Below are 22,581 nucleotides of genomic sequence, written 5' to 3'. Positions count from 1 at the left end.
CTATCACCGGCGTCGTCGACAGGCCAAGTTGGGGCGTTTGGCGCCGGTCGAGTACGAGGCCATTATGTACGAGCAGGTCGCACTCGCTGCCTGAGACAGTTGTCACCTACTCGTGCAGCAGCCCCAGTCGACCGTCATGCAGTTGGTGAACGAGTGGCTCGATGAGGCACGCGCATCGAACAACTATGCGGCATCCACTCTGCGCACGTACACGAAGCGTGCCGAGACGTTCATTGCGCCGGGGATCGGATCGGTGCGCATCCGGGAAGTTACGGTGTCGAAGCTTGACCGGTTCGTGAAGGTCATCATCAAGAACCACGGCCCCGGAAGTGCGCGCACGCTACGGTCGGTGCTCATCAACGCGTTCGACCTGGCCACACGCCACGGGTTGACGGACATGAACTTAGCGAAGAACACCGCCCCAGTCCCGGCGACGAGAACAACACCAGATGCCCCTGACGTGGACACGATACGGCGCCTTATGGCTCACCTTGAGCAGCACGACAAAGCACTCAAAAAGGCGGGCAGGGACACGTACATTCATGATCTGGCGACCTTGTATGCGGCAACTGCTGCACGCACCGCTGAATGTCTCGCGATCAACCTCACCAGCGTCACGGACACGGTCGAGGAGATGTGGGTGACGATCGAAGCGACCATGATCGTGAACGAGGAGGGCAAGCTCGAGCGGCAGAAGTACACGAAAACCGATGCGGGCATGCGTCGGCTGCGTATCCCGAAGGTAGCAGCTGACATGATCCGTGACCGGAGGGTTAAGGCGTACAACGAGAAACTATTTCCGTCGTCCACGGGCACGTACCGGTGGCCTCACAACGTGCGCAGGGATTGGCGTGAGGCGGTGGAGAAGACCGAGTTCGAGAAGATCACCCCGAAGTCGTTTAGGAAGGCTGTGGCGACGCTCCTGCGTGACGAGAAGGGTATTACTGCGGCTAGTGCCCAGTTGGGTCACTCGGATGAGCGGGTGACGAAGAAGCATTATGCGAAGCGTGTTTCGGATGCTCCGGATATGTCGGAGACGTTGGGAAAGTTCTTTCAAAGCGCCGGGTAAACGCCGGATTTGGGTGAGTCGTCCGACGAGTGGCCCACTAAATATGCGCTCTGATCAGGTGGAACTTGTGCCCCCACTGGGATTCGAACCCAGACTGAATCGATTTTAAGTCGACTGCCTCTGCCGGTTGGGCTATGGGGGCGAACGAACAAGCGGGTCCCGTGCACTGCACGGGACCCGCTGATCCTATCCGAAATACCGTCGCTTGCATCGCCTGCGACCGGGAGACGGGCTAAGCGCTCAGTCGCTCACGCAGTGCCGAGAGCTGCTCGCGCAGACCCGCGGGCACCCGATCGCCGAACTGCGCGAAGAACTCTTCGGTGAGGTCAGCCTCGGCCAACCACGACGCCGAATCGATCGAGAACAGCTCCTCGAGGTCAGCCTCCGGCACCTCAATACCTTCAAGGTTCAGTTCGCCGGTGGCCGGAACCGTGCCGATCGCAGTCGTACGCCCCTCGTGCTCGCCTTCGATACGGCGAATCACCCAATCGATGACTCGCGAGTTGTCGCCGAAGCCGGGCCACAAGAAACGTCCGTCGGCGCCCTTGCGGAACCAGTTCACCTGGAAGATCCTCGGGGCCTGCTCGCCAAGCTTCTTCCCGACCTCGAGCCAGTGACCCCAGTAATCAGCCATGTTGTAGCCGCAGAACGGCATCATCGCGAAGGGATCGCGACGCAGCTCGCCAACCGTGCCCTCTGCTGCAGCGGTGCGCTCGGAAGAGATGGTAGCGCCGACGAAGACGCCGTGCTCCCACGAGAGCGACTGAGCGACGAGCGGGACGTTCGTCGCACGGCGACCGCCGAAGAGGATCGCGTCGAGCGGAACACCGTTCTGCTCGTACCAGTCTGCGGCGAGCGTCGGGGTCTGCTGAATCGGCACGGTGAAGCGCGAGTTCGGGTGCGCCGCCGCACGACCGGACTCGGGCGTCCAGTCGTTGCCTTGCCAGTCGATGAGGTGAGCGGGAGTCTCGTCGGTCTTGCCTTCCCACCACACATCACCGTCGTCGGTCAGCGCAACGTTGGTGTAGATGGTGTTGCCCCAGAGCGTCTCCATCGCGACAGGGTTGGTCGACTCGCCGGTGCCAGGAGCGACACCGAAGAACCCGGCCTCCGGGTTGATGGCGTAGAGGCGACCGTCGGGGCCGGGGCGCAACCAGGCGATGTCATCGCCGATGGTCTCGACCTTCCAGCCGGGAATGGTGGGCTGCAGCATCGCGAGGTTGGTCTTGCCGCACGCAGAGGGGAAGGCTGCCGAGAGATGGTAGGCCTTGCCGGTGTCGGTGTTCGTGAGCTTGAGCAGCAGCATGTGCTCGGCGAGCCAGCCTTCGTTCCTGCCCATCACAGAGGCGATACGCAGCGCGAAGCACTTCTTCGAGAGCAGGGCGTTGCCACCGTAGCCCGAGCCGTAGGACCAGACTTCGAGGGTCTCGGGGAAGTGCGTGATGTACTTCGTGTCGTTGCAGGGCCATGCAACATCTTCGACGCCGGTCTCGAGCGGGGCGCCGACCGAGTGGACGGTGCGCACCCACTCGCTCCCGGGCGTGATGCCGTCGAGTGCCTGCTGACCCATGCGGGTCATGATGCGCATGTTGAGCACGGCGTAGGGCGAATCAGTGATCTCGATGCCGAGCTGAGTGATGGCTCCGCCGACTGGGCCCATCGAGAACGGGACCACGTACATGGTGCGTCCGCGCATGGAGCCCTCGAAGAGCGGCATGAGCTCGGCCTTCATATCGGCAGGGGCGCGCCAATTGTTGGTCGGGCCGGCATCCTCTTCGTTCTCGGAGCAGATGAACGTGCGATCCTCAACTCGTGCCACGTCGGCGGGGTGCGAACGGGCGAGGAAGCTGCCAGGGCGCAGATCCTTGTTGAGCGGGATCAGCGAACCAGCCTCGACCATCTCGCTCGTCAGGCGGTTCCACTCCTCCTGAGAGCCGTCGCACCACACGACGCTGTCAGGTTGGGTGAGTTCGGCCACTTCGGTGACCCACTGCAGCACCTCGGGATTGGTTGTGGTCGCTTCGCGTCGAACCAGATCGGCGGCGGGAGCCCCGGTCTCGATGGTCAGGCTGTTGCTCATGCGTCCTTCTCCTCAAGTACCAAGAATCGGTGTTACCACCATTCTGAGTGAACACCAGGTGTCCACCCGGCCACTTTGCACTGTAAAGAATCAGGATTCTTGACATATAGTCAAAACATGGCACCAGAATCGATTCCGGCACTCAGCGACGCTGATGTGGACCGCCTCGTACTCGGCAAGCGGCTCCGCCACTTCCGCACGCGCGCGGGGCTCACGCTTGATCAGCTCGGCGAGCGCGTCGGTGTCGTCGGCAGCCAGCTCTCCCTCATCGAGAACGGGCGACGCGAGCCTCGTCTCTCCCTGCTACAGGCGATCGCACGCGCCCTCGACATGGATCCGGCGGAACTGCTGATTCGTGAGGCGCCCGATCATCGCAGTGCACTGGAAATCGAGCTCGAGCGCGCGCAAAGCACTCCCGCTTACAGTTCGCTGCAACTCCCGCATGTGCGCACTCCCCGCTCCCTCGGCGACGATGCTCTGGAGGCAATCGTCGGCCTGCACCGCGAGCTCGCCCGCAGGTCGCGCGCCGCGGCAGCCACGCCTGAGGAGGCGCGGCGCACCAACACCGCCATCAGACTCAAGATGCGTGAGCGCAACAACCACATCGCCGAGATCGAGCAGATCGCGGCCGACCTCATGCGACGTGTGGGGCATACGACCGGGGCGGTGACGCACCGGCAGGTTGCGATCCTCGCCGAAATGCTCGGATTCACGCTCATCTTCGCCGACGATCTCCCATCGAACACGCGCAGCATCACCGACCTCGAGAACGGGCGCATCTATCTGCCCCCCGCCTCCATTCCGGGTGGTCACGGCCTGCGTTCACTCGCCCTGCAGGCTATGGCTCATCGCGTGCTGCATCACGACCGCCCGAAGAGCTACGCCGAGTTCTTGGAGCAGCGGCTGCAGATCAACTACTTCGCCTCGGCCTGCCTGATGCCGGAGGCACGCGCCGTGGACTTCCTCCAGCATGCGAAGCGCACCCGGAATCTTGCGATTGAGGATCTGCGCGACGCCTTCGGGGTCACCCATGAGACCGCTGCGCACCGCTTCACGAACCTCGCGACCCGGCACCTCGATCTCCAGGTTCACTTCTACCGCACGGACAGCGCCGGCGCACTTCTACGCGGCTACGAGAACGACGGCCTCCCCTTGCCCATGGATGAATCAGGGTCGATCGAGGGACAGATTCTCTGCCGCAAATGGGCGGGTCGCACGGCGTTCAACCGCTCGAACCGCACGACCGAGTTCTACCAGTACACCGACAGCCCATCCGGCACCTTCTGGTCGAGTGTGCAGACAGGCGACGCCGATTCGGGTCCGTTCTCGATCGCCTGTGGAGTACGTTTCGATGACACGAAGTGGTTCCGTGGCCGAGATACTGCAATACGCACGAAGTCGACTTGCCCGGACCCCGCATGCTGCCGCACACCGCCAGAGGAGCTGTCAGCCCGTTGGGACGGTCGTGCGTGGGCGAGCGCCCGCATGCACGCGCACGTACTCGCGCCGCTGCCCACCGGCACTTTCCCCGGAGTCGACGATACCGAGATGTATCGCTTCCTTTCGGAGCATGCGCCCGTTGATTAGAGCGGAAAGCGCCAGCTTTCCGCCTCCGCGGGCGCCGGGCTCACCAGCCCGGGTGGTTTAGGGCGAAACGCGCAGCGTTTCGCCGCCTCCGGTGCCGGGCTCACCAGCCCCGTCGGATCGCATCGGCGTGAGCCGCGGAATCCAGCAGTCGACTCGCGCACGGTACTCTTTGTACGGTTCGCCGAAACGGGCAACCAGGTCAGCCTCTTCGTAGGGTCTGACGAGTCGGTCCCAGTAGACCGCGCCGCAGAGGGCGTACAGCACGACCGGCCACGATCCGAGCAGCAGCCCGACGCCGATCGCCTGCGCGATGCCCGCCACTGCCATCGGGTTCCGCACGAAACGGTACGGGCCCGCGACGACAAGCCGATTCGCCGTGGCCGCCGGCAGAGGCGTGCCGTCTCCGCGCGTCGACATCGCCACAGCCGCCCACAGACCGAGTGCGCTCGCGAAAATCAGGACGATGGCTCCGGGCCACGCTGCGTGCAGTTCCGTGCCGCCGAAGAACGTAGCCGCGAGAAATGGATCCGGAGATACTGACCCGCCGGATGAAAGTGCCCCGTCTTCGCCGCACCCGAGGCACACAGCACCCCGGTGGAAGGTGATGCCGATCCTCCAGCGCAACTCGACGAGACGGATGAGCACGGGCAGCACTGCGAGGAAGAGGATCCAGAAGCCGGAAAGCTGCACGAGCGTACGTCGCAGATGTCCTCCGATCGATGCGCTCCGAGCGGTGCGGAAGCCGAGGGCGCCTCGCAGTATGAGCTCCGCCGGGATGCGCCCGTAGTCGATGAGCAGCATGGCGCCGATCCCACCCGCCGCGGCCACGACCATCAGGAGTGCTCCCCAGCCCGCGAGCCCGGTGAGGGCGGCATAAGCTGCAAGGCCTGTCGCGACGAGCAGGGTCCACACGACTGCGATCCTCATCGCCCAGTGCTTGCCGCACGCCGCGAGCGCCGAGGCCACGACGAAAAGAGGCAGGTCGAAGATCGCTACCGGCACCGGAGCGAGCCCGCCGAGTGTGGCCTCGCGCACGGCAGGCACGGTAAACACGCACACCCACCACAGTCCGCCCGCAATCGCCTGCACGGCGAAGTAGCTGCGGCCGAGGAGTGGGGCCGATTCAGACTCGGTGACCCACGAGAAACTTCCGCCGCGGGCGGTGCGGCGACCTGCCGCAGTGTTGCTCATGACCCCACAGTAGCCTGGACAGGCCTCCCGATCGTACGGAGCGATCGTTCGGAGTCGCCTACGCCTTCGGTCGCGAGGCGAATTCCTCGAAGATCGCGCGAGGCTCCTGCACGGCTTCGATGCTCACCACGTCGCGGCCGAGGAAGAAGTGCCCCATCCAACCGCCGAATACGCGCCACTTGCGCTCCCACGTCGGAATCGCGAGCCCATGGTAGAAGCGGTGTGCAAGCCAGGCGAAGTAGCCCTTCAGCGCGAACCCGCCCGACTGGAAGACACCGGTGTTGACGCCGAGACCAGCGACGGCACCAGCGTTCTTGTGGTTGTACTGGCGTACGCCTTCACCACGCAGGTCAGCCGCGATGTTCTTCGCGAGCAGCTTCCCCTGACGCACGGCGTGCTGAGCGTTGGGAACGCAGAATCCGCCGGGCCCGGGAGTCGATGAAATATCGGGGGTCTGCGAGGTATCCCCCGCAGTCCACGCACCGTCGAGGGCTGTTCCCTCCTCGGTGGTGATACGCAGCTCCGGGCTGCCGATCACATGGCCGCGCGGGCCGATCGGCAGATCAGTTCCACGCAGGAACGGGCGCGGCATGACACCGGCCGTCCAGACGATGAGGTCCGACTCGTACTGCTCGCCGGTCGACAGCTCGATCTTTCCGTCAACTGCGGAAGACAACTGGGTGTCGAGGTGAACCTGTACGCCGCGGCGGGTCTGGTCCTTCACCACCCAGTCTGCGGTCTGCGCCGAAACCTCGGGCATGATGCGCCCCATCGCTTCGACGAGGTGGAACACGGTCTCGTCGAACGAGATCTCCGGGTAGCGGCGGAGCAGCGAGGTGGCGAACGAGCGAAGCTCGGAGATGCTCTCGATGCCCGCGAACCCACCGCCGACCACGGTGACGGTGAGCAATCGCGCCCGCTCGGGCGAACCCGCCGGCAGTGATGCGGCCTTCTCGAAGTTCATGACCAGACGATCGCGCACGGCGACGGCCTCTTCGATGGTCTTCATGCCGATCGCGTTCTCAGCAATGCCGGGGATCGGGAACGTGCGTGAGACCGAGCCGGTAGTAACGACGATGTGGTCGTACGCGACGTCATAGGTCTCGCCGACTGTCGGCTCGATCGTCGCCGTCTTCGTCGCGTGAGAGATCCCGGTCACCTTGCCCGCGATGTTCGCGGTACGCGAGAGATGCCGCCGGCGGGCGACGACCGCGTGACGCGGCTCGATCGAGCCCGCGGCTACCTCGGGGAGGAAGGGCAAGTACGCCATGTAGGGCAACGGGTCAACGATGGTGACCTCGGCTTCACCGGCGCGAAGCAGCTTCTCGAGCTTCCAAGCGGTGTAGAAGCCTGCATAGCCGCCACCAACGATCAGAATCTTCTTCGCCACGAAGTAGTCTCCTTGAAACAGGTGCGGGTAGGTGCCCACGGCAGAGCACGCGAAATACGGGCCAAACAGCCCGACCTTACTACCCTACCGCGGAATCTCGCGCGTTCTCGCCGAATCGGCAGATTCCCGCGGGTCCGCCGAAGATTCTACGTGACATCACGAGTATGACTGGGCCCTACGCGCCGGGTACCCGGTCATCCTCCGTCTGGGCATAGCCATGCCAGTCACCGCGGGCGAGAGCGAGGTCTCCGATCGGGTTCACCCCGGGCCCCGCTGCGAGCGCATGCCCGATCAGCGCGTGCAGGCACTTGACGCGGGTCGGCATGCCGCCGGCGCTCACTCCCGCGATCTCGGGCACCTCGCCCACGCTGTCGCGATCCTCGATGTACTGCGCATGCGCGCGCTCGTACTGCGCTCGCACGTCGGCATCCGTGGCCAAGAGCTCATTGAACTCGACCATCGTTCCGCTCGCCTCGAGACGCGATGCTGCGGCAACGGCCTCCGGGTGGCAGAGGTAGTAGAACGTCGGGAAGGGACTGCCGTCGGGCAGTCGGGGCGCGGTTGCCACCACGGCCGGAGTCCCGTCAGCAGCGCGTGCGGCGATGCCGACGACGCCTCGCGCCTCACGTCCGAGCTGCTCGCTCACGATAGCGATATCGGCCTCGGATGGGGTCTCGTAGGGGGGTCGGGTCATTCTTCTGCTCCGCTGTTCTCTTCGCCGGCATCGGGGGTGCTTTCAGGATCGGTCGCGTCTGCATCCGGATTCTCTGCCGCCCCGTCACCCGTGTCATTCGCATCAGGGGCCGGCTCATCGGTCGTGCCGGCGGTCAGCACCGATCCGACGAGCGTCTCCACCCAGTTCTGGTCGATCTGGGTGAGGTCGGCGCTCGTGTTCTCATCGGAATCTTCCGGGATCACCACGTCGTCGATCACATTGAGTTGCGTCTCCCCCGGCATCACGTAGTAGAGCCGGTCACGGGCCTGGGATCTGATGTAGATCGGATCCTTCCACTTCGCGCGCGACTCATCCATCTCGTCAACGGCTTCGCGGTGCTGACGCACGCTCTCACGCAGATCTGCGATCTCGCGCTGCTGCTGCACGAGCGTCGAAAGGCTCGGGCTGATGATGAGCGCACCCATCACTACGAGCACCGCCACGATGACGGTGAAGCCACTGAATCGCAGACTCGAGAACCAGGTTCTCAGGTCTTCGGCCCAGCGCTTCGCCGTGCTCATCGTCGTATCGACTCAGCCGATCGGTTTGGCGCTCAGGCCGAGAACCGCGGGAATGCGTCGCGTCCGGCGTAGCGGGCAGCCTCGCCGAGCTCTTCTTCGATGCGCAGGAGCTGGTTGTACTTGGCCACACGATCGGAGCGCGCCGGGGCACCGGTCTTGATCTGGCCGCAATCGGTGGCCACAGCCAGGTCGGCGATCGTGACGTCCTCGGTCTCGCCCGAGCGGTGCGACATGACCGCCGTGTATCCTGCCCGCTGCGCAAGCTGCACCGCGTCGAACGTCTCCGTGAGGGTGCCGATCTGGTTGACCTTGACGAGCAACGAGTTCGCGGCCCCCTGGGCGATGCCGTCGGCCAGGCGCTTCGGGTTGGTCACGAACAGGTCGTCGCCGACGAGCTGCACCTTGTCACCGAGCTCGGCTGTGAGCTGCCGCCAGCCCTCCCAGTCGTCTTCGGCGAGAGGATCCTCAATCGAAACCAGCGGGTACTTTGCCAGCAGGTCGGCGTAATACGCGATCATCTCGGCCGCGCTGCGCTGCTGCCCCTCGAACGAGTAGACACCGTTCTCGAAGAACTCGGTGGAGGCGACGTCGAGCGCCACGGCGACATCGGTGCCGGGACGCAGGCCGGCGCGCTCGATGGCCTCGACGATGAGGTCGAGTGCCGCCGCGTTGTGCTCGAGATCAGGGGCGAAGCCGCCCTCGTCGCCGAGCGCGGTGGTGAGGCCGCGCTCCTTGAGCAGCGCCTTGAGTGCGTGGTAGACCTCGACACCCCAGCGAAGGCCCTCGGAGTATGTTTCAGCTCCGAGGGGCACCGCCATGAACTCCTGGATATCGACACCGGTGTCAGCGTGCGCGCCACCGTTGATGATGTTCATCAGTGGGACGGGAAGCGTGTTCGCGGTGGGCCCGCCGAGGTAGCGGTAGAGCGGGAGTTCAGCGGCATCAGCGGCTGCGTGCGCTACCGCGAGGCTGACACCGAGGATCGCATTGGCGCCGAGCTTCTGCTTGTTCTCTGTGCCGTCGGTCTCTGCGAGCACCTGGTCGATGAGGCGCTGGTCGTCGGCCGCCAGGTCTTCGACTGCGGGGGCCAGGTCGTCGAAGACGGCGTCAACGGCCTGCAGCACACCCTTGCCGAGGTACCGGCCTTGGTCGCCGTCGCGCAGCTCGTAGGCTTCGAACGCACCGGTGGAGGCGCCAGAGGGGACGGCTGCACGTCCCACCGACCCGTCGGTCAGACCGACCTCGACCTCAACGGTCGGGTTGCCGCGCGAATCGAGGATCTCACGGGCGATCACCGCGTCGATAAATGCCACTCTGCTGTCTCCTTGTGTCGGGGGTTGAACCAGTGGGTGTTCCACGGCACCAGCTGCAGCTCGCACCGCGGACAAGTCTAGCGGCAGCTCCAGTGCACCAAGCGGGTGGCTCGGGAGCGATGCCCGCACGTCGCGTCCTAGTCATCTCCGAGTTCGCGGAAGTTCAGTTCTTCGGCCGTCGAGACTCCCGCACGCACGCGTGCGAAGCGGTCGAATCCCTCCGACCTCAACCGTGCGAGCAGCGCCTTCATGTTCTTCTGACGCTTCTCGAGACGCACCCGATGCCCCGCAGCGATGAGTTCGCGCTTGAGCGCGGCGAGGTCGACGAAGGCGACGTCGCCGTCGAACACGAGAGCGACGGCGTCAGGGCCGCCATCGGCCGACAGCTCGATGAGATCGACGACGCGTTCGAATCCGATCGAGAAGCCGACGGCGGGTACGTCGCTGCCGAGAAAACGGCCGATCATGCCGTCGTACCGTCCTCCTCCGCCCACCGAGCTGCCCGAGCCGGGATGCGCGATCTCGAAAATCGTGCCCGTGTAGTAGCCCATACCGCGCACGAGCGTCGGGTCGAATCGCACGGTGAGGCCCTCGGGGAGCCCGCCGGAAAGCGCAGCACCGAGGTCGGCGAGATTGTCGATTCCCTCGGCCAGGTCTCCCCCAGCAGCGGCCGTAGGCAGCACCGCTGAGATGGCCTCGCGCGTCAGTTCGATGCCGTCGCTGCCAACAGACCCGTCAAGCATCGGCTCAACGTCTCGCAAGACCTCGCCCAGACGATCTGCCGCGGCCTCATCGATCTGGCGGAGCTCTTCAACCACGCCCTCCGCGCCGATCTTGTCGAGCTTGTCGACGGTGATGAGCGCCCGGTCGTGGGTGTCACTCGCGAACCCGCAGTGCTCGAGAAGCCCGAACAGGATCCGCCGGTCATTCACACGAATCGCGCAACCGGCGAGTCCCAGTGCCGCCAATGTCTGCGACGTCGCGGTGATCAGCTCGATCTCTGCGAGCAGCCCGGGCTCTCCGATGATGTCGATGTCGGCCTGCACGAACTGGCGGTATCGGCCCTTCTGCGGGCGCTCCGCACGCCAGACCGGAGCGATCTGAATGGCACGGAACACGGGCGGCAGCTCGGCCCGATGACTGGCGTAGAAACGAGAGAGCGGCACCGTCAGGTCGAAGCGCAGACCGAGATCCGCGAGGGACTCTGAATCCCCCGACTCAGCGGCTGCGGCGAGCGCCTCGGGCCGGATCCCGCGTTTCAAGATCGAGAAGCTCAACTTCTCGTTGTCCCCACCGAGCCCCGCGTGCAGCCGGGCGTAGTCCTCGACCACGGGGGTTTCGATCTCGTCGAAGCCGTGGGAGCGGTAGACGCCGCGGATCACACTCAGTGCGTGCTCTCGGCGGGCCTTGTCTGCGGGGAGGAAGTCGCGCATGCCGCGCGGAGGATTCACCGGGTTCGCCATGATCCCCCATTCTTCCATGCTCTGAGGGCGCTGCGTGCGTTGCGTGCGCTGATACCATCCACCAGCGCGTCGGCTCAGTCCCCGTTGCTCCATTCCTCGGCGTGCATCGCGCGCGCCGCGAGCCGCTCGGTTGCGAGTCGCAGTGCACGGTCGGGATCCACTCCCGCTGCATTCGCCCGCATCACCAGGTTGAGCACCGCGTCACCGATGCCGACCTCGGCCATGCACTGCTCGTCAGGGCCGAGTGCCGAGGCGAGCGGATCGGCCGGCCCGCCTGCGGCATCCTCAGGGTCGATGAGACGAGCGCGTTTCAGTCGTTCGACGACCTTCGCCGCGCGGGCAAGCGACGGCATGCCTGCCGGAATCCCGTCGAGTGGTCCCCGGGAACCTCGCGCCTCACCGGAGGCGTCTTCCTTGAGTCGCTCCCACTCGTCCTCCAGCTCCTCGACGCTCATATAGCCGCGGTCGCCGAATACATGGGGGTGCCGGGCACGCAACTTCTCATCGAGTTGGGAGGCCAACTCTTCGAGGTCGTAGCCTTCGCGGTCGCGCTCGGCAATCGCAGCATGGAAGACGACTTGGTAGAGCACGTCTCCCAGCTCTTCTCTGACTTCATCCGCAGGGCGCTCCCGTTCGACAGCGTCGATGAACTCGGCCGTCTCCTCGATGAGATACGGGATCAGGGTCTCGTGGGTCTGCTCTTCGTGCCACGCACACCCTCCGGGAGCCACCATGCGTCTGACAGTGTCGCGCAGGGCGCAGAGCGAGCAGGTACGGGTACAGTCCGCGTCGTCCATATCCACCAGCTTAGCGAGCGCCCCTTATCGCGCTCCCCAGGTCAGCCGTGCGCGAAGTCGGGCCGGCGCTTCTCGCGGAACGCGGCCATACCTTCTTTCTGATCTGCGAGTGCGAACGCCGAGGCGAACGACTGACGCTCGAAGCGCAGCCCTTCCGCAAGTGAAGTCTCCTGCGCCGCCCGCAGCGCAGCCTTTGCCGCATAGACCGCTGGCAGCGACTTCGAAGCGACCGTTTCGGCGGTCTTCGCCGCCTCTTCGAGCAGTTCTTCGGCGGGTACGACTCGGGCGACAAGACCCGACCGTTCGGCCTCCTCGGCACCCATCATGCGGCCGGTGAGTACGAGGTCGGCCGCCTTCGCCGCACCAACGGCGCGCGGCAGGCGCTGCGATCCGCCCAGCCCGGGCAGGACGCCGAGGTTGATCTCGGGTTGGCCGAACTTCGCGGTATCGGCGGCAAGAATGATGTCGCACATCATGGCGAGCTCGCATCCGCCGCCCAGCGCGAATCCGGCGACCGCGGCAATCACCGGAGTACGCAGATCGGCGAACTTCTCGAAGTCCCCGAACGGGCTCCGGAGGTACATGTCGGCGTAGCCGAGATCCGCCATTTCTGTGATGTCTGCGCCTGCGGCGAAGGCTTTCTCAGAGCCCGTAATGACGATCGCACCGATCTCCGGGTCGGCATCATAGGCACGGCCCGCTTCGAGGACCTCGCGCATCAGGTCGGCGTTGAGCGCGTTCAACGCATCCGGGCGGTTGAGGGTGATCGTCGCGACCCGCCCCCGGGTCTCAGTCAGAATGGACTCGTAGTCGGTCACGGAACTACCTCTCGTCGCGAAGATGGGAACCAGATACCATCCAGTCTGGCACGCGCGATGACACGCACACACCTGTCTGAGATCTACCTCATCTGACGAAGTTCGATGTTTTGGCGATTCGCGCCATAGAATTTCCAGCGGAGGATCAGCCACGGTCGGCGATCCCCGGATCACCGACACAGGAGGCACCCCAATCATGCTCAAGAAGTTCGCCCGCACCGGCGCCCTCGTGGCGGCCGCCGGCCTCGCGCTCTCGATGTCCGCCTGCTCCGGCGGCCAGAGCGTTGCCGAGGCTTGCAAGGTCGCCAACGAGACCGTCAACGAGGTCAACCAAGACACCCAGCAGATCATGCAGGACGCGCTTTCGGGCGGCGACATGTCGGAGCTGTTCGCTCCGGTTGAGAAGGCGCTCGACGACGCGCAGTCGAAGATCACCAACGAGGAGGTCGCGACCAAGCTCGGCAAGGTGCAGGACGAGTTCTCGGCGATGTCGTCGAAGCTCGAGGGCGTCGAGATACCCGACATGTCGAACATCGACCCGACCGACCCGGATGCGATGGCAGACCTCGAGTCGCAGCAGGCTGAGCTTGAGCAGCTGTCGACCGACATGCAGGAGAGCAGCGAGTCGCTCATGGCCGCGGGCAAAGACCTGCAGGAGACCTGCAACGCCGGCTGATCGACTCGGCGAACGGCGGTCCCGGTGATACTCGGGAGCGCCGGCGCGATGGCCCGGATGCTGAACGCATCCGGGCCATCGCCGTCTCCGAGTCGCGGCCGCGCTGCCCCGCTAGTGCGTTCCCCGGTCAGTCCGTTCCCCCGTTAGTCCGCGGGATCCGTAGTGGGGTTCGAGCCAGTGTCTGGGGTCGGATCGGGCTCGAGCAGAGTCTGTACGACCCGTCCGGCCCAGGCGACGATGTCTCCATCCGCGGCGGTGTCGTTCCCGCGCCGTGCGCCGACGCCGGCGAGTGGGCTGCGGGACCCTGCACGGGACTCCACGGCCCCGGGAAGCGGCACGGTCAGCGTCTTCGTCGCCTCGGTGTACCGCGCCCCCGGATACATGCGGTTCATTCGCATCTTGCGTGAGCCTTCGAGCACAACTGGTTCGATACGCAGCGTCGGTCCAGCGGCGACGACCTTGGTCAGGCTGAGGCGAGCCGCTCTGCGCCGCAGTTTCGAGACCGCAGCGAGCCGCTGGACGAGCTCCGGGGGTTCGCCGTAGCGGTCGGTGAGTTCTTCGAGCACGAGGTCGACATGCTCTTCTGGAGCTTGCGGGTGCGATGCGGCCGAGAACTTCTGATAGGCCTCGAGTCGGAGCCGCTCGCTCTCGACGTAGTCGTCGGGGATGTGGGCGTCGACCGGCAGCTCGAGCACCAGCTCCGTCGTGCCTGCGACGTCCTCTCCCTTGAACGTGGAGACCGCCTCGCCGATCATGCGCAGGTATAGATCGAATCCGACTCCCGCGATGTGACCCGACTGCTCGCCTCCGAGCAGGTTCCCGGCACCGCGCAATTCGAGGTCTTTGAGCGCGACCTGCATGCCGCTCCCCAGCTCGTTGTTAGTAGCAAGAGTCTCGAGTCGCTCGTGCGCGGTTTCGGTGAGTGGACGCTCGGGGTCGTAGAGGAAATAGGCGTAGGCGCGTTCGCGACTGCGCCCGACACGCCCGCGCAGCTGGTGCAGTTGGCTCAGCCCGTACTTGTCGGCGTTATCGATGATGATGGTGTTCGCGTTCGCGATGTCGAGACCGGTCTCGATGATCGTGGTCGAGACGAGCACGTCGAACTTGCGCTCCCAGAAGTCTTGCACCACCTGTTCGAGCTGGTGCTCGCTGAGCTTGCCATGCGCGACCGCGATGCGAGCCTCCGGCACCAGCTCTGCGATCTGGTTAGCAATGCGCGAGATCGACGACACGCGATTGTGCACGAAGAACACCTGCCCCTCGCGGAGCATCTCGCGCCGGATGGCTGCAGCAATCTGCTTGTCGCTGCGCGCACCGACGAAGGTGAGGATCGGATGCCTCTCCTCAGGCGGCGTTGCGAGTGTCGACATCTCACGAATACCGGTCACCGCCATCTCGAGCGTGCGGGGAATCGGTGTCGCACTCATCGCGAGGATGTCGACGTTCGTCTTGAGCTTCTTCAGGGAATCTTTGTGTTCGACGCCGAAGCGCTGCTCCTCGTCGATGATGACGAGCCCGAGGTCTTTGTAGACGATGCTCTCGGAGAGCAGGCGATGCGTGCCGATGACGACATCGACAGTTCCGGCGGCAAGCCCCTCGATCGTGTCCTTCGCTTCTTTGTCGCTCTGGAAGCGGCTGAGTGCGCGCAGTTGCACGGGAAAGCCTGCGAAGCGGTTGTGGAAGGTTTCGAGGTGCTGATTCACGAGCAGGGTCGTCGGCACGAGCATCACGACCTGTTTGCCGTCCTGTACGGCCTTGAAGGCTGCCCGTACGGCGATCTCGGTTTTTCCGAAGCCGACGTCACCCGCGATGAGGCGATCCATCGGCATGGGTTTCTCCATGTCGCGTTTCACCTCATCGATCGTGGTGAGCTGGTCCATGGTCTCCGCGTAGGGGAACGCCTCCTCCAACTCGTGTTGCCATGGCGTGTCGGAGGAGAACGCGTGGCCCTTCGAGGCCATGCGCGCCGAGTAGAGCTTGACGAGCTCCACCGCGATATCTCGCACCGCTTTGCGAGCCTTCTTCTTCGCGTTGGCCCAGTCGCTGCCGCCCATCTTGGAGAGCGCGGGGGCTTCTCCCCCGACGTAGCGCGACAGCTGGTCGAGCTGGTCGGTCGGCACGTAGAGCTTGTCTTTGGGCATCCCCCGTTTCGAGGAGGCGTATTCGAGCACGAGGTACTCGCGCATCGTCTTGCCGGCGTTCTTGCCGATCCCGTTCGGCACCATCCGCCTGGTCAGCTCGACGAACTGGCCAATGCCGTGCGTCTCGTGCACGACGTAGTCGCCCTGCACCAGTTTCAGCGGGTCGACGACGTTCTTGCCGCGCCGCTTCGCCAGCTTCTGCCCGGTTCCCGCCTGATTCGAGACGGCTCGACCGAAGAACTCGGCCTCGGTCGCCACGATGAGTCCCGCCTCCGGACTCTCAAAACCGGACCAGGCGGTGCCGACGACCAGGTAGATCACGCCTGCTTCGCACTCTTGAGGGAGCTCCTCGACCATGCGCCCGGCAACACCCTGCTCGGCGAGCACGTCACGGGCCCGCTCGACCAGGCCGATGCCCTGTGCGGCGACGACGGCATTCCACCCCTCAGACATCCGCTTCCGCAGCAGCGCAATCGCGGCGGCGGCCGGATCAGCGGATGCGCCCGGTACGGAGAAGTGTCCTCCGCGTACGACGATCTCGCCGGCCATGGAGCCGGATCCGGAACTGTCTTCGACGTCGGCGATGTCGTCGCCGTCTCCCGTGGACTCGGGAGAGGCTATGCCGCTCTCGAACATCGAGAGCGTCCACCAGGGTCGAGCCGCATTGGCAGCGCGAAGCTCGGCGACCGACAACATGCCGCTGTCGTCGGTGGGCACGGGGGCATCGGCACCGGCCGTCGCCGCGCTCCAGGCCGCCTCCAGAAACTCTCGGTTGGTCTCGGCAAGACTCACTGCGCGGCTCGCGACACGCTCGGGCGACACCACCATGACTGCCCCGCCCTGGGGCAGGAGCGCGGTGAGGGGAGCCATGCCAGGCACGAGCTGCGGCAGCAGGCTCTCCATACCCTCGACCGGGATGCCCTGGCCGATCTTCTCGAGCAGACCCGCGAGTGCGGGGAAGCGTGGCAGCAGCTCCCCTGCCCGCTCACGGACTTCCGGGGTGAGCAGCAGCTCGCGCGCCGGCCAGAGCTCGACGGACGTCAATGGCTCGCCCGCGCTGCGCTGATCGGAGACCGCGAATCGCTTGATCAGGTCGACCTCGTCTCCGAAGAAGTCGACGCGCACCGCCTGTTCGGCGGTCGGTGGGAAAACATCGAGGATGCCGCCGCGCACCGCGAACTCGCCGCGTCGTGTGACCATATCGACTCGCGTGTAGGCGTACTCGACGAGCGCGGCCGCCACCGCGTCGAGCCCGGTGCCCTTCGCCGTCTGCGCATCGCTGCCGGTTTCGAGCAGGATCGGCTGCGCGGCGGCGGCGTGCGGCGATACCGGCTGCAGTGCTGCACGCACCGATGCCACCAGAATGAGCGGGACTTCGCCGGTGTGCCCGCGCAGGAGGCTGAGCGCCTGTGAGCGGCGTCCGACGGTTTCGGCGCTCGGGCTCAGTCGCTCATGCGGCAGCGTCTCCCAGGCGGGAAATTCTGCTGTGATCGCTTCGGGCATGAGCGAGGCGAGGGCCGAGCGCAGGAGGTCGGCTTCGCGACTCGTCGCCGCGATCAACAGCAGCGGCCCGGTATCGCCGTTCTCCCGCCGTCTCCGCACGAGTCCCGCGATCAGCGGCGCACGCAACGGCTCGGCGGCTGAGAACTCGGCATCACTCTCGCTTGCGTCGAGGGCCCGTGCGAACGAGTCAGATCTGCGGAGCAGTCGTTCGATACCTGCGAGACTCATTTGCCCCTCCCGTGGAATCGCTGCTGCGCCTCGAGGAGTCCATGCTCGATCAGGCATTCAGTGGCGTCAGCCGCGTCTTCGAGCAGCACACCGAGTGCGGCGCGCTCCGTCGAGGAGAACGGCCGTAGGACGAAGTCTGCCGCGTTCTGCTGCCCGGGAGGCCGCCCTACGCCGATACGTACGCGGAGAAAGTCGGGAGTGCCCAGCGCCTTCGCGATATCGCGAAGTCCGTTGTGGCCGCCATGACCTCCGCCGCGCTTGAGTCGCACCGCATCGAACGGAATATCGAGTTCGTCGTGGAGCACCACGATGCGCTCCGCCGGAATCGAGAAGTACTTGGCGAGCGCCGAGACCGGCCCACCCGACGTGTTCATATACCCGTTCGACTTCGCCAGGATCAGCTTGGATGCACCTGGGCGCAAGCGTCCCTCCGCGATGCGGGAATTGGTCTTGTGGGTACTGAAACGCCCGCCGACGCGATCAGCGAGCACATCCAGCGCCATCTGCCCGATGTTGTGACGGGTCGTCTCATACTTCGGACCGGGGTTGCCGAGCCCGACGACCAACCAGCTCTCGGCATCTGCGGATGCTGCACGTGTACCGCTCATACCGACCTCGTTCACGTCTTCCTCACGCCGCTCAGCACCAGTGCGCCGGGCAGATTTCAACCAACTCAGACCGCGCCACCGAACCACGGGCCCTCCGATCCAACACTCTTATCGTGGCAGGAACCACCGACATTTGCTCACCCAACTCACACCGACGTTCAGTCCAGCAACGTCGCCCCAAAAGGGCGAACCCGTCGGAGCGCCGACGAGCGCTCCGACGGGTTCGAAATCCGTGAGTGGACGCAGAATTACTCTGCGGCCTCCTCCTCGGCGGCTTCGTCGTCCTCTTCGTCCGCAGCCGAACCGCGCGGCACGACAACCTGCACGACGAGCGCCTCGGGATCATCGAGCAGCTCCTCATCAGAGGCGAGCTTCACCTGACCGGCCAAGATCTGCGCACCCTCCTCGAGCCCCTCGACGCTGACCTCGAGGAACTCGGGGATGTTGGTTGCAGGAACACTCAGACGCAGGGTGTTCAGGTCCTGCACCGCGATCGTACCCGAGAAGGACTCGCCTGCCACATGCACGGGCACCTCGACCTCGACGGTCTCGCCCTTCACGATGGTGACCAGGTCGATGTGCTCGATCTGCTGCAGAACCGGGTTCTTCTGCACGTCCTTGACGAGCACCAGCTGCTTCTTGCCGTCGATATCGAGCTCGATCAGCGCGTTCGCCTGGCGAACGATCAGGCTCAGCGGGTGGGTCTCAACCGTCAGATGGAGCGGCTCAGTGCCGTGCCCGTACACGACGGCCGGGGTCAGACCGGCGGCGCGCAGCTTGCGGGCAGCACCCTTGCCGAATGAATCGCGGGTCTTCGTGACGAGCTTGTTGGTATCGCTCATGATGTTTCTCCTTGCGGGCAGTGCCCGAACGGGGCGGGTGCGACCCGCCTGGTTTGGTGTCTCGCCGAATGGCGCGTCAGAAGGGCCCGCAGAAGGCTCTACCGCGTCGATCACGGGCGCACGCGCCCCTCGCCGAAGTACAAGGAGAGAGTTTACACGATTGGTGATCCTCACCCCACATCGAGTGAATCAGAACAGCACGCCCTGAATTCCTCGCACCAGCACGGCGATCGCACCGACCCAGGCGACGAGGAGCATCCCACGGTGAGCCCAACGGTCGCGAATCGCCGGACGGATCAATATCCCGACTCCCAGCCCCACCAGTGCAACAACGACCAATACGAGCAACTCACTGCCCGGCAGTTCTGGCACACCGCGGAGTCCCAGTGTGAACAGGTGGAACGCAATGAACACCACCTGGAGCGTGGCCACGAAGCTGCGCTGCTCCCAACGATTGCGCACTCCGTACACCACCAACGGCGGACCCGAGAGCCCACTCGTCACGTGCAAGAAGCCACTCGCCGCGCCGGTCACGAGCGCCCCCGGAGTGCCGCTCGGTCCGCGACCCACCGGCATGATCCGCCCACCGACCAGCGATAGCAGCGCTGCAGCGCCGACACACATCAGCAATGCCGGAGGCGGAAGCAGGAACGTCACCCATGCCGCCAGCGGGGCAGCTACCGCGCCTCCCAGCACAAGACGCCAAGCTCGACTCCAGTGCACATCGCGAAACATCGACAGCAGCATGGCGATCGAGACCACGAGCCCGAGAACAACGACCGCCTTCACTCCGTCAACGGCGCCGTAGACGAGCACCAGCGCTGGGGCAGCGACGAGCGCGAACCCGAGCCCCGTGATGTGCTGCACGACCGAAGCAATCAGCACGACCACGCATGCGATCACAAGCGGAACAGAAACCATCACGCTCTACGCTACCGGCTGCCGCGGAAGGTCGTTCTTGCTAGGCCGCCACCCCGCGCTCCGCTCCATGGGCTGCCGCCGTGGGCGGCACCGCGGCCGACCAAAAACGCTCCGCGTTTTTGCTAGGCCGCCACCCCGCGCTCCGCTCCATGGGCTGCCGCCGTGGGCGGCACCGCGGCCGACCAAAAACGCTCCGCGTTTTTGCTAGGCCGCGCCCTCAAACATGCTGGTGACGGAACCATCTTCGAAGACCTCGTGAATAGCCTTCGCCAGCAACGGCGCGATCGACAGCACCGTCAGCTTGTCGAAACGCTTCTCCGCCGGCAGGGGCAGAGTGTCAGTGACCACAACTTGATCGATGAAGGGCTGCGACAGATGATCGATCGCGCTGCCCGAGAAGATCGCATGGGTGCAGGCGATGGTGACTCCCTTCGCACCATTGTCCTTGAGCGCCTGGGCGGCCTTCGAGATGGTGCCGCCAGTGTCGATCATGTCGTCGACCATGATGCACCAGCGATCCTTCACATCACCGACGATGCCGTGCACCGATGCCTGGTTCGGCACGCTCGGATCGCGGCGCTTGTGGATGATCGCGAGCGGCGCGCCGAGCTTGTCGCTCCACACATCGGCGACGCGCACCCGCCCCATGTCTGGGGACACGACCGTAATATCGTCGCGGTCGATCGTCTGTTTGAAGTGGTCGAGCAGCACGGGCATCGCGAAGAGGTGGTCGACCGGGCCGTCGAAGAACCCCTGGATCTGGGGCGCGTGCAGATCCACGGACATGATGCGATCTGCACCGGCCGCTTTGAACAGGTCGGCGACGAGTCGCGCCGAGATCGGCTCGCGACCGCGGCCCTTCTTGTCCTGACGAGAATACGGGTAGAAAGGAGCCACGACGGTGATCCTCTTCGCGGAAGCACGCTTGAGCGCATCGACCATGATGAGCTGCTCCATGAGCCACTCGTTGATCGGATGCGTGTGCGACTGGATCACGAACGCATCGCATCCGCGCACACTCTCATCGAATCGCGCGTAGAGCTCACCGTTCGCGAAGGTGCGCGCATCGGTGGGCACGAGTTCCGCCCCCAGTTCAGCGGCCACGCTCTCGGCGAGCTCGGGGTGCGCCCGGCCCGAGACGAGTACGAGTTTCTTCTGCCCTGCCATCTCGATAGCGCTCATGACTGCTCTCCCTGCTTCCGATCCGCCGCTTCGGCGCTGCTCGTTCCCTGCCGGTTCTCGCCGACCCAGCCTTCGATGTTCCGCTGCGGGGCGACATTGACCGCAAGCGACCCCGCCGGTACATCTTTGCGGATCACGGTGCCCGCTGCAGAGTACGCGCCATCTTCGACGACGACCGGAGCAATCAACACGTTCTTCGACCCGATGCGCACCGCATCACCGACGACGGCCCGGTGCTTCTGCACGCCGTCGTAGTTCGCGAAGATGGTGCCGGCCCCGATGTTGCTGCCCTCGCCGATCTCAGCGTCACCGACATAGGAGAGATGCGGCACCTTGCTGCCGTCACCGATCTTGCTGTTCTTCACCTCGACGAACGCGCCGATCTTGCCGTTCTCGCCCAACTCGGTTCCGGGCCGGATGTAAGCGAAGGGGCCGACGCTGGCGCCCGCCGCGATGACCGCGAGCGTCGCCTCACTGCGACGCACGTGCGCCCCCGCACCGACCTCGCAATCGACGAGCGTGGTGTCAGGACCGATGGTCGCTCCCGCGGCGATCGTGGTAGCACCTTGCAGGTGCGTGCCGGGCAGAATTTCGGTATCGGGCTCGATCGCGACATCGGCATCGATCCAGGTGGAAGCCGGATCCTGAATCGTGACGCCCGCGCGCTGGTGCCCGCGCACGATGCGTCGATTCATCTCGCGACCGGCCTCGGAGAGCTGTGCACGATCATTGACCCCGGCAATGATCCACGGGTCATCCGTCGCGACTGCCTCGACGATGCCGCCGCCCGCAAGGATGCGGGCCGCAGCATCGGTGAGGTACTTCTCACCCTGCGCATTGTTCGTATCGATTGCGGCCAGTGCGGCTTCGAGCTCGCGCCGCGCGAAAACGTAAATGCCACCATTGATCTCGGTGATGCGTCGCTGCGCCTCGTCGGCATCTTTCTCTTCGACGATGCCCGCGACGCTGCCGCTCGGGTCGCGCAGGATTCGACCGAGACCAGTCGGGTTGTCGAAGATCGCCGAGAGCATGGTCATCGATCGACCGCCCTCGATGTGCCCACCGACCAGACGATCCAGAGTCTGAGCGTCGATCAGCGGCACATCACCGGAGAGCACCACGACGCTTCCCTCAAAGCTGTCAGGCAGTGCTTCGAGCGCCTGCTCGACCGCACGACCCGTGCCGGGAACCTCATCTTGATCGACGAGCACCGTGTCTGACGCGTGATCGACGATCGCCGCACCAACGGTGTCACGTTCGTGCCTCACCACGGCGATGATGCGCTCGGGGCTCAGCGCGGCTGCAGTATCGAGCACGTGCGCGATGAGCGAGCGACCGCCGATGCGGTGCAGCACCTTCGGCAGAGCTGACTTCATGCGCGTGCCCTGGCCTGCCGCGAGAATGATCACCGCGAGCGACCTGTCTGCCATGTAGGGGTTCCTTCCAGTCAGCGCCCTCAGACGCCGTTCTTCGAGCGACCAGCCGCTCCCGACACACGGAAAAGCTTACGCGCTTCAGCACCGGTGCATGCAATGC

Annotated in this window: 18 protein-coding genes and 1 tRNA gene; 3 read left to right on the top strand and 16 right to left on the bottom strand. The window is 65.1% G+C overall.

Annotated elements, in window-relative coordinates; all coding sequences use genetic code 11:
• Positions 1–112 precede the first annotated feature (112 nt).
• Positions 113–1,069 (top strand): tyrosine-type recombinase/integrase, encoded by a 957-nt coding sequence (locus ACUYV6_RS08535; protein ID WP_449278229.1) that lies wholly within the window; start codon positions 113–115, stop codon positions 1,067–1,069.
• A gap of 68 nt (positions 1,070–1,137) precedes the next feature.
• Here ACUYV6_RS08535 and ACUYV6_RS08530 read toward each other — a convergent pair.
• Together ACUYV6_RS08530 and ACUYV6_RS08525 are read right to left on the bottom strand one after the other, a co-directional pair.
• Positions 1,138–1,211, bottom strand: a tRNA-Leu gene (locus ACUYV6_RS08530).
• A gap of 90 nt (positions 1,212–1,301) precedes the next feature.
• Positions 1,302–3,149 (bottom strand): phosphoenolpyruvate carboxykinase (GTP), encoded by a 1,848-nt coding sequence (locus ACUYV6_RS08525; protein WP_449278228.1) that lies wholly within the window; start codon positions 3,147–3,149, stop codon positions 1,302–1,304.
• Between the two features lie 117 nt (positions 3,150–3,266).
• On the opposite strand from ACUYV6_RS08525, the gene ACUYV6_RS08520 reads away from it, so the two are divergent.
• Positions 3,267–4,736 (top strand): helix-turn-helix domain-containing protein, encoded by a 1,470-nt coding sequence (locus tag ACUYV6_RS08520; protein ID WP_449278227.1) that lies wholly within the window; start codon positions 3,267–3,269, stop codon positions 4,734–4,736.
• 57 nt (positions 4,737–4,793) lie between these two features.
• Here the strand turns inward: ACUYV6_RS08520 and ACUYV6_RS08515 are convergent, their stop codons facing one another.
• From ACUYV6_RS08515 to ACUYV6_RS08480, 8 genes are all read right to left on the bottom strand, one after another.
• On the bottom strand, positions 4,794–5,927 hold the full coding sequence (locus ACUYV6_RS08515) for a methyltransferase family protein (RefSeq protein ID WP_449278226.1): 1,134 nt from the start codon (positions 5,925–5,927) through the stop codon (positions 4,794–4,796).
• A gap of 58 nt (positions 5,928–5,985) precedes the next feature.
• Positions 5,986–7,317 carry an NAD(P)/FAD-dependent oxidoreductase gene (locus tag ACUYV6_RS08510; RefSeq protein ID WP_449278225.1) on the bottom strand — a complete coding sequence of 444 codons (1,332 nt, stop codon included), beginning with the start codon at positions 7,315–7,317 and terminating at the stop codon, positions 5,986–5,988.
• 175 nt (positions 7,318–7,492) lie between these two features.
• Complete coding sequence (locus tag ACUYV6_RS08505) at positions 7,493–8,011, bottom strand: DUF501 domain-containing protein (RefSeq protein ID WP_449278224.1); 519 nt, start codon at positions 8,009–8,011, stop codon at positions 7,493–7,495.
• A complete protein-coding gene (locus ACUYV6_RS08500) occupies positions 8,008–8,553 on the bottom strand; it encodes an FtsB family cell division protein (RefSeq protein ID WP_449278223.1) in 546 nt (181 codons plus the stop codon). The genes ACUYV6_RS08505 and ACUYV6_RS08500 overlap by 4 nt, the downstream gene beginning before the upstream one ends.
• Before the next feature lie 32 nt (positions 8,554–8,585).
• A complete protein-coding gene (gene eno / locus ACUYV6_RS08495) occupies positions 8,586–9,866 on the bottom strand; it encodes a phosphopyruvate hydratase (RefSeq protein WP_449278222.1) in 1,281 nt (426 codons plus the stop codon).
• Between the two features lie 137 nt (positions 9,867–10,003).
• On the bottom strand, positions 10,004–11,329 hold the full coding sequence (gene hisS, locus ACUYV6_RS08490; protein WP_449278221.1) for a histidine--tRNA ligase: 1,326 nt from the start codon (positions 11,327–11,329) through the stop codon (positions 10,004–10,006).
• Positions 11,330–11,403: 74 nt separating this feature from the next.
• The gene (locus ACUYV6_RS08485; protein WP_449278220.1) at positions 11,404–12,126 is read right to left on the bottom strand and encodes a MazG nucleotide pyrophosphohydrolase domain-containing protein; all 723 of its coding nucleotides are present in this window, start codon (positions 12,124–12,126) and stop codon (positions 11,404–11,406) included.
• Positions 12,127–12,167: 41 nt separating this feature from the next.
• Complete coding sequence (locus ACUYV6_RS08480; RefSeq protein WP_449278219.1) at positions 12,168–12,944, bottom strand: enoyl-CoA hydratase; 777 nt, start codon at positions 12,942–12,944, stop codon at positions 12,168–12,170.
• A gap of 196 nt (positions 12,945–13,140) precedes the next feature.
• Here ACUYV6_RS08480 and ACUYV6_RS08475 point away from each other — a divergent pair, with 196 nt between their 5' ends.
• Complete coding sequence (locus tag ACUYV6_RS08475) at positions 13,141–13,620, top strand: hypothetical protein (protein ID WP_449278218.1); 480 nt, start codon at positions 13,141–13,143, stop codon at positions 13,618–13,620.
• 143 nt (positions 13,621–13,763) lie between these two features.
• On the opposite strand, the gene mfd is transcribed toward ACUYV6_RS08475, so the two are convergent.
• From mfd to glmU, 6 genes are all read right to left on the bottom strand, one after another.
• Positions 13,764–17,492 (bottom strand): transcription-repair coupling factor, encoded by a 3,729-nt coding sequence (gene mfd / locus ACUYV6_RS08470; protein WP_449278217.1) that lies wholly within the window; start codon positions 17,490–17,492, stop codon positions 13,764–13,766.
• Positions 17,489–18,100 carry an aminoacyl-tRNA hydrolase gene (pth, locus tag ACUYV6_RS08465; RefSeq protein WP_449278216.1) on the bottom strand — a complete coding sequence of 204 codons (612 nt, stop codon included), beginning with the start codon at positions 18,098–18,100 and terminating at the stop codon, positions 17,489–17,491. Before pth ends, mfd begins: the two co-directional genes overlap by 4 nt.
• A 248-nt stretch (positions 18,101–18,348) precedes the next feature.
• Complete coding sequence (locus ACUYV6_RS08460) at positions 18,349–18,942, bottom strand: 50S ribosomal protein L25/general stress protein Ctc (protein ID WP_449278215.1); 594 nt, start codon at positions 18,940–18,942, stop codon at positions 18,349–18,351.
• A 189-nt stretch (positions 18,943–19,131) separates the two neighbouring features.
• Complete coding sequence (locus ACUYV6_RS08455) at positions 19,132–19,863, bottom strand: TSUP family transporter (RefSeq protein ID WP_449278214.1); 732 nt, start codon at positions 19,861–19,863, stop codon at positions 19,132–19,134.
• 204 nt (positions 19,864–20,067) lie between these two features.
• Entirely contained in the window at positions 20,068–21,045 is a 978-nt protein-coding gene (locus tag ACUYV6_RS08450; RefSeq protein WP_449278213.1) for a ribose-phosphate diphosphokinase, read from the bottom strand.
• The gene (gene glmU / locus ACUYV6_RS08445) at positions 21,042–22,475 is read right to left on the bottom strand and encodes a bifunctional UDP-N-acetylglucosamine diphosphorylase/glucosamine-1-phosphate N-acetyltransferase GlmU (protein ID WP_449278212.1); all 1,434 of its coding nucleotides are present in this window, start codon (positions 22,473–22,475) and stop codon (positions 21,042–21,044) included. Before glmU ends, ACUYV6_RS08450 begins: the two co-directional genes overlap by 4 nt.
• Between the last annotated feature and the right edge of the window lie 106 nt (positions 22,476–22,581).

Source organism: Leucobacter sp. GX24907 (genome assembly GCF_053567335.1).
The sequence above is the reverse complement of the archived record's forward strand: the minus strand, read 5'-3'. Positions and strand labels throughout refer to the sequence as shown.

Coding starts and splice junctions, on each gene's coding strand:
- ACUYV6_RS08460 (WP_449278215.1), bottom strand. CDS start 18,942: ATGAGCGATACCAACAAGCTCGTCACGAAGACCCGCGATTCATTCGGC.
- pth (WP_449278216.1), bottom strand. CDS start 18,100: ATGAGCGGTACACGTGCAGCATCCGCAGATGCCGAGAGCTGGTTGGTC.
- ACUYV6_RS08515 (WP_449278226.1), bottom strand. CDS start 5,927: ATGAGCAACACTGCGGCAGGTCGCCGCACCGCCCGCGGCGGAAGTTTC.
- glmU (WP_449278212.1), bottom strand. CDS start 22,475: ATGGCAGACAGGTCGCTCGCGGTGATCATTCTCGCGGCAGGCCAGGGC.
- ACUYV6_RS08485 (WP_449278220.1), bottom strand. CDS start 12,126: ATGGACGACGCGGACTGTACCCGTACCTGCTCGCTCTGCGCCCTGCGC.
- ACUYV6_RS08505 (WP_449278224.1), bottom strand. CDS start 8,011: ATGACCCGACCCCCCTACGAGACCCCATCCGAGGCCGATATCGCTATC.
- ACUYV6_RS08520 (WP_449278227.1), top strand. CDS start 3,267: ATGGCACCAGAATCGATTCCGGCACTCAGCGACGCTGATGTGGACCGC.
- ACUYV6_RS08475 (WP_449278218.1), top strand. CDS start 13,141: ATGCTCAAGAAGTTCGCCCGCACCGGCGCCCTCGTGGCGGCCGCCGGC.
- ACUYV6_RS08455 (WP_449278214.1), bottom strand. CDS start 19,863: ATGGTTTCTGTTCCGCTTGTGATCGCATGCGTGGTCGTGCTGATTGCT.
- mfd (WP_449278217.1), bottom strand. CDS start 17,492: ATGAGTCTCGCAGGTATCGAACGACTGCTCCGCAGATCTGACTCGTTC.
- ACUYV6_RS08525 (WP_449278228.1), bottom strand. CDS start 3,149: ATGAGCAACAGCCTGACCATCGAGACCGGGGCTCCCGCCGCCGATCTG.
- hisS (WP_449278221.1), bottom strand. CDS start 11,329: ATGGCGAACCCGGTGAATCCTCCGCGCGGCATGCGCGACTTCCTCCCC.
- ACUYV6_RS08500 (WP_449278223.1), bottom strand. CDS start 8,553: ATGAGCACGGCGAAGCGCTGGGCCGAAGACCTGAGAACCTGGTTCTCG.
- ACUYV6_RS08450 (WP_449278213.1), bottom strand. CDS start 21,045: ATGAGCGCTATCGAGATGGCAGGGCAGAAGAAACTCGTACTCGTCTCG.